Source organism: Mesomycoplasma flocculare ATCC 27399 (assembly GCF_000815065.1).
Lineage (GTDB): Bacteria > Bacillota_I > Bacilli_A > Mycoplasmatales > Metamycoplasmataceae > Mesomycoplasma > Mesomycoplasma flocculare.
Genome location: NZ_CP007585.1, coordinates 291,791 through 301,936, shown reverse-complemented (window position 1 = coordinate 301,936; position 10,146 = coordinate 291,791). Strand labels below are relative to the sequence as shown.

Annotated in this window: 1 protein-coding gene; it reads right to left on the bottom strand. The window is 34.1% G+C overall.

Annotated elements, in window-relative coordinates; genetic code table 4:
* Window positions 1-35: 35 nt before the first annotated feature.
* Window positions 36-10,136: a hypothetical protein gene (locus MYF_RS01125; protein WP_002557653.1), complete on the bottom strand. Its 10,101-nt coding sequence runs from the start codon at window positions 10,134-10,136 to the stop codon at window positions 36-38.
* Window positions 10,137-10,146 lie beyond the last annotated feature (10 nt).

Genomic DNA, 10,146 nt, shown 5'->3' with positions numbered 1-10,146 from the left:
GTTAAGTTAATAAGAGAAAATCGGTATTGGAAATATTAGGTATAGAAAATAAAAGGCGCAAGGCCGGGTTTTGGCGCAATGGTATATTTTTCGCTTGGGTTAATTTTAACTAAATTATGGTTATGTTTAACATTTTTTGCTTGTTTAGAATCTGATTCCCATTTTGCATAGACGCGATTTACTATCCACGGGATTGCGCTTTGAATTCCTTCTGGGTTTCAATTTTCGTTATTAGGCAAACTAACACTTAGGATAAGGCTGTTACCTTCAAAATGAAGGTCGCTAAGTTTTAATGTTTGCATATAGCCTAACGGGGAATTGATTTCAACATAGTAACTAACTGGGTCTGCTACTTGCACGATAATAACTTTATTATCTTTACCCGGATTTTGTAAAGTTAATTTAAGCTTGTTCTCCGTTTTAATATACTCGTATTTTTCAATTCATAACTCTTTTTGATTTTGGGCATATTGTTTTGCCTCACTATTTGCTTTAGATTCTAGGTTAGGTTTTGGTTTACTTGGCTTAATTTTACGAGGCCCTAAGAAAACATATTTTTTAAACCGTTGTAGTTCTTGAGTTTGATATTTAAAAAACTCAAAACCTTCATTCATACCCCGGTTTTGACCACGGTTTTCTCAGAATTTTGCATCTTGGTAGTAAATATAATTTGACCAGTATTTTTCATTTTTGATGTTTTCCCCTAGTTTTGGCTCAAGTTGTAAAGGGGACCATCTTGGGACTAAGGTGCTTGGTTGGCTTGGTTTGGAACTGGGGCTTGCTGGCGGAATAAAATAAGTTCCTTCGAATTGACCAAGGAAATCACCTCCGTCCAAGGCGTTTAAATACGGTAGTTCGTTATCAGGAGGTTTTTGCGCACTTAATTTAATTTTATCATAGGGTTTGAAAAGATTAAGCACTTTTAATGGGGGTGAAGAAGAAGAAGAAGAAGATAAAGAAGAAGACTGCTGAATTTCTTCAGTTTTGATTGCAGTGCTGGAGAGACTAGGGAAGATTTTGTAGGTTAGTTCCACTTTTTTGGGGTTTCAGGCAAAGATTTCCGATAGGGTTCCCACTAACTTAAACTTAAAGACACTATCAGATTGAGTGATAAATGTACGGCTCACATGCCTAATGCGCGGGGTTTTGGGTGATATATGTTTTTCTAGTTTTTGCACTTTTTTCTGCCAAGTTTTATCTGCTTCGGTTTTTAATTTGTTTGCTTCTTCTTGTAACATTGATTCATTATTTGGTTTTAAGGCTTTAATATAATCGCTAGCGCGAGCAGAAACTGATGGGGCAAATTGTGCTGCTAAATTCTCTTTTAGAATATTAGCTTGAGTTTGACTTAAATCACCAAGTTTTGGTATTGGATAATATGAGGGGCCAGGATTTTGACTAGTATCTACCTTTTCCTTAAATGGGACTAATGAATTTGCGCTTTTTAAATCAAGATTAACTAACGCAGAATTAGGGTCATAGACAGTAACTCAGTACTCGAAGCTGTATAATTGGGTTTGTCAGTCTTCTAATCTGACGTTGGTTTTTAAAATTGCAGAAACTGATGGTAAGGTATTAGGTACATAATAAATAGGCTGTTCAGTTTGCAAACTAGGGGAACTATTTTGTAGTTGAAGCTTGAATACTTGCCCGGGTTGGACCTTGACCTTGGGGCTGGAACTTTCTTGCTCATTAACTTCTATTTTGGCAGTAATTGTGTTATTTTGTTTATTGGGGGTCCAGTTTTGAACTATTTTGGTAAACTTTTGGGGGGGCTTTGATGATTTTGACGCACTCATGTCCGGGTTAAATTCCACTTGGAGGTTATTATTTTCAGCTAATTTGTATTGGGAAGTTAAGGGCGCAGTAAGAATGAAACTTTGCTTGGAAGCGGAATCAGACCGGGGTTCGGGGGTTATTATAATCTCGGAGGCCGGATCCGGAATAGGGGGACTAAACTCCATTTTTGTTAAAGAAGAAGAAGAAGAAGACCCTGATATTTGCTTTGCACTATCATTATTAAACTTTAACTCGGAGTCTAGGACTTTGAAATTTAAAAGAGTATAATCAATCGGAACCAAATGAGGGAGGTTATACACTAACTTATTTTGTTCTAATTGATTTTGTTCAGGACTAACGGTTGTAGGACTTGAACTGATTATATTATGAAGAGATTGTGGTACTTGTTTAGGTTTATAAGTTAGTAAAATGGGATGATTTTTGGGTAGTTTAGACCCAAGGAGATCCACTGTGAGACTAGCTGCACTATCTTTATCTTTAGGGGGGGTAAAACTAACCTTTTTAATAACCGGAGGGGTTATAAAAGTTTTTGCAATTTTGGGGGTCCAGTCTTGATTATATTGCTTTTCCGGGATTTTTATCGGGATAGAAGGATTGAGACTTCTTTTCTTGCGCTTTGAAGCGTTTAGTTCTAATTTGAGAGTGTATTCTTCACCTGGGGCAAGATTGTCAAGTTGTACACTGGCCTTATTTTTACTTATACTTGCACTTTTTCCTTGTAATTGGCTTTGCTCGGGAGTGCCCCCTACTTTAACTGGCGTTACTAGTATTTGGTTATTATCTAACCAAGTATCGTCTTTACTAAAATTAATAGTTACACTTTGGCTGACGGTTGCATTTTGTTGCGAGGTTGAGGAACTTGATACGGTTTGGCTACCCCAGGTTATATCTTCAACGAGGATTTCAGTAGGCTTAGGAGTGAAAGTGTTTTGGTTATTAACACTTGAGCTTTGGATCTCAACACCATTTAGTTTAACGGAGGTAAGTTTATATTCTTGAAATCGCTCAAGATTTCTAACCATAAACTCGAGACTACCAGAATTAGGGTCAAAAGCTTGAGTAGAACTAAGAGTTATGGATTCAGAATTGGATTTTGGGGAAGTTTTGCTAATAGTAATTTCCCCGAATGCTTTTGGTATTTGGGATAATTCCTTATTAAGATTAATAGTTATCTTCCCGGTTTTACCATTGTTATTATCAAAGCCGCGCTGCGTAAAGTTACTATCATTAAAAGTATAGCGAGCTTTGGTTTCGATACTAAGATTTGCTGGGGTTTTTTGGATTATATCTTCTTTTGAAAGATTGACTTTTTGAATTTTATTTTTGTGGTTTTGAAGCTGAACTGAACTTGATAACAATGCTATTTTTAGGTTTTGGTTTTTGCGGTTTGGAAGTTCCATAGGGGTTTTAATTGTTTGCTCATTTAACTTATAACTTACAAGTTCGTATTTTGTGTTTGGCTCAAGTTGGGAACCATTGTTTCCGGTTAATTCAACCTGACTAAAAGCGCCAGTTGGTGTGATTGTTAGAATTTTAGTTTCCTGAGATTTAGCAGCGTTTTTTAGGGTGATATCGATTTTTTGCTTTGTTCTTCATAAAAACTCGTCTTTTTCATCAAACTGAAAATACGCGCTTGCTTTAGTATCTTCATAAATTGGAACTTGCGCAAAATTTGTAAGCTTTACCTTTGAAGCAGGCGTTATAAACTCGGTATTATTAACGTTATTGGTTTTATATTCCGATTTTTTGATTTCTTTGCCCTGATAGGTATATTTTACAATATCATATAAAGACGCTTTGTTAAGATTTGCTGAAAAAGTCACAAGATAAAAATTTGACTGCCCGTTTTGAGCTTGTAATTTTTGGATATTCTCTGCCTGAATGATTGTTTCGTATTTTGCAAGAGATTTGTTATATAATTGGACTTTGAAATGTTGCTTGTCTTGATCTTCTGCACTTAATTTTTCAGAAGAGATAAAATACGCGTAGATTTTTGTATCAACCCCAGAAGAAAATTCTTTTTCTGTAACAGAAATTAACTGATCATAAATTGTGATTGGTATCCCTTGGATTATTTTCTTTTCCTCGATACTTTTTGAATCTTTACTTTGGAAAGTAGCACTAGCATTGAAACTAATGTTATAATCAATTAGACTAGAAGCACTTGTGGATCGTTTTTTGCGAGTTGAAGAACTACCGGGTTTTCCGATTATTTCTAATTTTTGGATTTGATAGCTAAACCCTTCGAATAACTTGGACTGGTCTACATTTTTGCTTTTATTTTCGAAATTAGAACTTTGGATTAATTCTGAGTCTTGAATAGAAGAATTTAAGGTATTGGTACTTTGATTGATTGAAAGGGAATGAGCCGCCACCGGAAGTTGAAATGTTTTTTTCTTGCCTGCTACGCTTTTATCCTCTAAGATAAAATCAACTGACCCATCAGATTTGATAACAGACTCAGCTTGGGCTTCTTGGACTGCATTGGCATTAATTGGATCTTGTCTTTTATAAGTTAGTCTTACCTTATAACCTTCAAGATAAGTTTTAGCTTGCTCATCTAATTGTAATTTGACATAAGCTTTATTTTGTTTCTCATCTAGTAAGGTTCTTTGAATATCAACTACTGAATAAGAATTTGGTGTTGTCCGAAATAATTTATCTTGGAAACTAACTTTGTCATCATCAAAATTAATAACCTGCTGTTGACCATTATCTGTCTGGGTGATAGAAACTAACTGATAATAATCTAATGGCTTAAGATTTTGTGCTCTGAATACTCACTCACTTGAAATACCATTTTGTCCGGAATTGGATTTTTTAGAAAGTTGCGCGGTTTTTGTAGCACCTGAGCTTATATCGATATATTTTAGCTGTAACGAACTATTAGACTTATTTAATTTATCTAATAAATAGGTTGAATTGATTTTTATGCTAATCTCCGCTGTATTACCGGCTAAACTTTGTTTTGTAACACTAACTACATAAGCGGCTGTATCAAAGGTTTTCGGGGTTGTTTTTGAACTTGTATCCGATAATGGGGCGAGTTTAAGACCAATTTTGGCGAAATTATTTGTCTGAGTATCTGCAAATAAAGATGAATTAGAAAACTGTGAAAGCTTAGCTTTTGGAGAATCATTACTTTCAAATAAACTAAGCAAATTACGTTTTTGGCGGAGGGGAGAGCTTTGTAAAACTTCGGTAGCAGCTTGAGAAATTACTTGGACTTTATCGCTTGAGCCATATTTTTCCAACGGAAAATGCTGCAAAATGGCTTGGTTATTATTATATTCTGGAATCAGAACAAGATCTGAAATTTCAAAACGCGTTCCAGACGGAACTTTTTCTTTTATTGACTCACCATCAATTTTAAAAAGTGCTACCCCATCGCTTTGGACATTTGCCTCCGCGGTAAGGGCTTGATCTTGTTGCCCATTTTGACCTTGAATTTTAAAGTTGAGTTTGACTTTATTATTAACTAAAAATCAGTTTTTCTTCACATCAAATACCATACGAACCACGGCACCGTGTTTGTGATATTCAAGTTGAGTGAATGATTCAGGAAGAACCTCATTGGCGGTCGTATGGAATTTTTTTTGCTCTTCAGTAATAGAATTTAAAAATCCAACTGGAACTCCATTTATAAAAATATTTACTATTGAATATAAAGTATATTTTTCCAAATCAGTAAAACTAAATTTTGCTGTTGCAAGTGTCTGATTTTCTTGATATTCAATCGTTGCACTCGCCTCAGCGATTGCTCCGGTTCTGTGCGATTTTAACATTAGCAGAATTTGACTAACCTGTGAAGCTTTAGGCTTGCTTTGGGCATAATCTGCAAAGAATTTTTTGGGATCTTTGATTTGAAGTTCTACCCCTACACTTGTATCAGTTATATTGGTTTTTCCTACTTGTATTGGGGTATTAGAACCTTTTTGCTTAATTAGATCGGGATTGATTTTTATACTAGAAATTAATGACTTTGTTGCAAATTCTTTTTTTCCTGCATTGACTACTTTGTTATTATCAAAAACTACCTGAAGATTTTGGATCATATCACTAGTTTCGCGCCTTGTTCGTAGCGCGCGTGCTCGTCGAACAGCACCGGATTTTTTATATAATACTAAGTTTTTAATCTCATAAGCGCTTGCTTCAGAAAGTTTGTCGATTAGAAAACTTGCTTGATTATTTTGGATTGAAACCTTAGTGGTTTTTTGTATATTTTGACCAGAATTTTGGTTTTTAAGTTGGTATTCAAGTTCGGCTTCGAATTGGTCGTTAAGGCTTGAATCCTCAAGTGCGTCAAAAAAAGTTGTAAGTAAAACACTTGTTGGGGAAATATCAGAATATTGAACATCAACTACATTGATTGTATTAAGTTGGGTAACAAAACTAGTTTTTGCAGTATTTGATTTTATCGTAGCTGAAAAAGGAATTTGGTAAATCCCATTTGTTCTTATTACCGAAATTGAACTGATTGTATATTTGGTGAGTTTCTCTAGTTGTTTTTTGAAATCAAAACTAGCAGATGCTGTTGTTTGTTTATTCCCATCGGTTGATTCTTGCGCAGTAATTGTAGCCGAACTTATTATAAATTTCTGAGTTTTTGTATTAAGTAAAGTGATTGTCGCTGTTTGATTGTTCTTTAGTCTAAGAATTTCGTTATTTGAATTCGCAAAGGTAACTTTAATAGTTTGCGACCTTTCTAAATCAGATTGCTGCTGTTCAGAAGTATTAAATTCAACATCCGAAATTACAATGTCAGTAGCAAACTTTAACGTTTTTTGCTTTGCAGTTTCGTTAATCTCGCCAATTTTCTTTCCTTTATTTTGGACTATTTCCTTGTTAAATTCATCAACAATTGTAAATTTAGGCCCAGTTTGCTGATTTTCCTGATTGGTTGCAACATCTTTTTTAACTAGTTTTATCGATTTTATTTTAAAATCGCTACCTTCTTTTAGGTTGGTAAAATCAAGATTTGCAACTAACCGGCCATCAGGTAATTTGCTAACACTGACTTTTTGGATTTTATGGGTTTGGCTTTGGGCACTTGAAACAGCGACAAAAACTGCTTTTGGGTTTTGATCCTCATCAATTTCAACTTCGATTTCCTTATTTTCAAGATACCAATCTTTGATCGGATCAAAATAAATCGCGGTTTTTACACTAGTTGATTTAATATCTGAATAAACAAGATCCTTTACCTCGATTTTATCAACATTTACTGTAAACGCTTTTTTCTTTTTGTCTCAGCTTGGGTTTACCCAAATTGTTGAATCACTCCGCGTAAAGTCATTAATTGATTCAAGGACATATTCAACATTTCGATCAAGTTGGGAAAAGGTAAATTCGGCTTTGACTTGGGAAGACTCATCTTTTGCCTGCCCAGTTGCTGTAACTAGAGCGTTAGTTTTAGTATTTTTTAATATTAAAGTAAGATTTGGATTTAAGGATCTAGAATTATTATTGATTTTGACTAGTGATTTTTCTTGGTCTTCAAAATAAAGGCTAATTTTAACCTTTTCGTTTTTATTCTCAGTTACAGAAAATCCTTTTAATTCCGGAGCCGAAAAAATTCTGCCCACACTGTCTTGATTTTGAAGACTAGGGGAATAATTTTCGGCTTTTTTTATTGCAAAGCCAACAGAAGTTTGAATATTTTTATCTTTTGTTTGATCAATAATTCGTTCGATTTCATATTCGGTTCCAGCCTCAATATTTGATGAAAAATCTAGTTTTAATACTAGGTTTTTCCCGACTGTCCCGGTTGCTTCAACGCTTTGTGAAGCTCCTTGATTTTTTTTCTTTCTAAGTAACACTTTTATTGAATCATTTTCTAAGAAAGTGTCCTTTAACGGATCAAAAGATAGTTCTAACCCGATTTTATTATGAGTTTTTTCATATTGAACAATTTTAATAACCGTAGCTGTATTAGCAACGGTATAAAAGTTTCTACTAGCGGCTTTTTGCTCTTTTAAATTTGCGTTAAAATTTATTAACTGGGAATCAACAAGAATTTCACTAATTGTATAATGGCTTAATTTATCAAGGTGTTTAAGTGTAAATTCGGCGGTATTTCCGCTATTAGCATCATATTTTATAGTACTTATAGCCGAGGCAATCGCCCCTGTAGCGTTATTTTTAGCAAAAAGTATTGCCTGTTTTTCACTAGCATTTGGCCGACTTTTAAAATTTGGGTCCTTAGTAGCAAAACTGATAGTAATAGTCGCTTCATCTTGTTTTGGTTCCGTTCTAATCGCGCTAATATCGGTTGTTGTATAAAAATATGGGGCTTTTTCTGGTTGACTTTGCGAACTTTCAGCCTTGTTTAGCGCGATATATTGATAACTAAGATCTGTTAGTCTTGGGTCTTGGTTAGGAGCAGGGTCTAAACCTATAAAAGTGTATTTATGTCCTGGAACTAAATTTGAAAGACTGATTTTAAGGGCATTATTTTCTACCTTTGGGTAATTATTATTTGAATTATTTTGCTCATTTGGATAAGAAACGATTTTTCCATCTTGGTCTTTAAATTTGGCCTTGAATTTATAATTATTTAAATAACTATTAAATGTTGGGTCAAAATAAATAATCGCCTGTGCTGATTTTTCGCTGATATTGTCAAAATTAGCGCCTAAAATCTTGACATTTTTATATAAAGTGGTAAATTTAGCGCGCAAATCTAGAATCCCGCCAGAACTGAAAAATTCAGCAAGCTCGGGAATTTCAAGGTCAGCAATTTGGTATTCAGTTTTTGGATTTAAATTAGCCAAATCAAAATGGAGGATGAGTTTATTATCGCTAAGTGTAAAATTTTGACTTGGAGAGCTAGAGCCTCCTTGGGTAGACTGGTTTTGCAAACTTACCTTAATTGTTTTTGATAAAATGGCAAATCCGGGCTCGCCAAATACTAATTTTGCACTAAATTCGCTTTTTCCTTGGTTTTTTGTCAAAGAATTTTTAAAATCACCATCAATTGTAACCGCTACTTTTGCTGTTGTTTCACTAATATTTTCAAATTTAATATCGCTAACGTGGTATTTAATGAAAAATTCATCATATTTTAGTTTTTGGGCAGTTTCTTTGTTTTGGTCGAAATTGATTTTAATTGCAAGATCAGGCCGGTCATCAATTTGAATTTTATCGATTTTGTAAATATCAGAAGATTCAAAATCGATTAGTTCAAATTTGATTTCAGAGCTTTGGGCACGCGCGAGTTTGGAACGAAATATTTTACTAGGAGCTGATTTTTTATAATAATACAAATAAAAATTTTTATCACTTAGATATGCTGATTCTGGTAAAAAACCGAAAGTGTATTCAACTTTTGTTGAATAAATTTTTGGTTCTAATTTAATAAATGTACTAAGTTCAGAAATTTTTGTAATAAAATTACGGTTTGGTGAGCCAATTTCTAAATTAGGAGCTCAGATAATATTAGAATAATCATAACCATCTTGATGATTTCTAAAAACTGAATTTGGAATACTAGAGGCCAAAACTAGCCTATCAAGTGCGTATTTTTTATCATTAATAAGCCCGCTTGGTGTTAATTTAATCTTATAAATATTAGCTTGATCAGTTTTTTGGAAAACGCCAGTTGCGGGAATAATTGAACTATCATCTAAATACAAAAGCGCTTCACTGCCGCTAAGATCATCAGCAGATGCAACACTTAATTCAACATTAGCAAAACTTGCGCCCAGCGCGATTTTTGCATCAACGATTGCGGCGGGGGTATAAAAATTCTTAATAAAAGTGGGACTAAATTCAATATTTGTTGCATCAAGTATAAAACTTTCGACTTGATAAGATGAACCTGGCTCTAAACCGATAAGATCAAAACTAGCTAAATTAGCCGCAAAAATTGAACTTGCAACAAATTTTTGCGCTGTTTTTAAATTTTTATAAACTATTTGGATTGGCTTATTTTGGATGATTGTGGTATTTTGCAAGCTCGCGAAATTAATTGAAACTCTTTTTTGGTTTGACGATAAATTTTGGTCAATTAAAGATTTTGCAAGCAGTTTAATTTTTGCGGTTGTTGCTTCAAATAAAGCTTTTTTAGATGCATCTTTTTCAAAATCGACTTGCGAATCCAGCGCGATTTTTTGCATTGGCGCTAACGGAATTTGGTCTTTGTTTTCTTTATCAATATAACGAATTGCGCTAATTTTATAATCAAGGCCAGGATGGAGATTTACAAGGTTAAATTCGGCTTTTCCGTCTTTAACTATGGCTGCATCAACATAAGAGGTATGAATTTCTTGGGCATTATTTAGCTTAGTTTCAAACTCATCGGCATTTTCAAAACTTTCGGTTTGATTTTTAAGCACATAATAATAT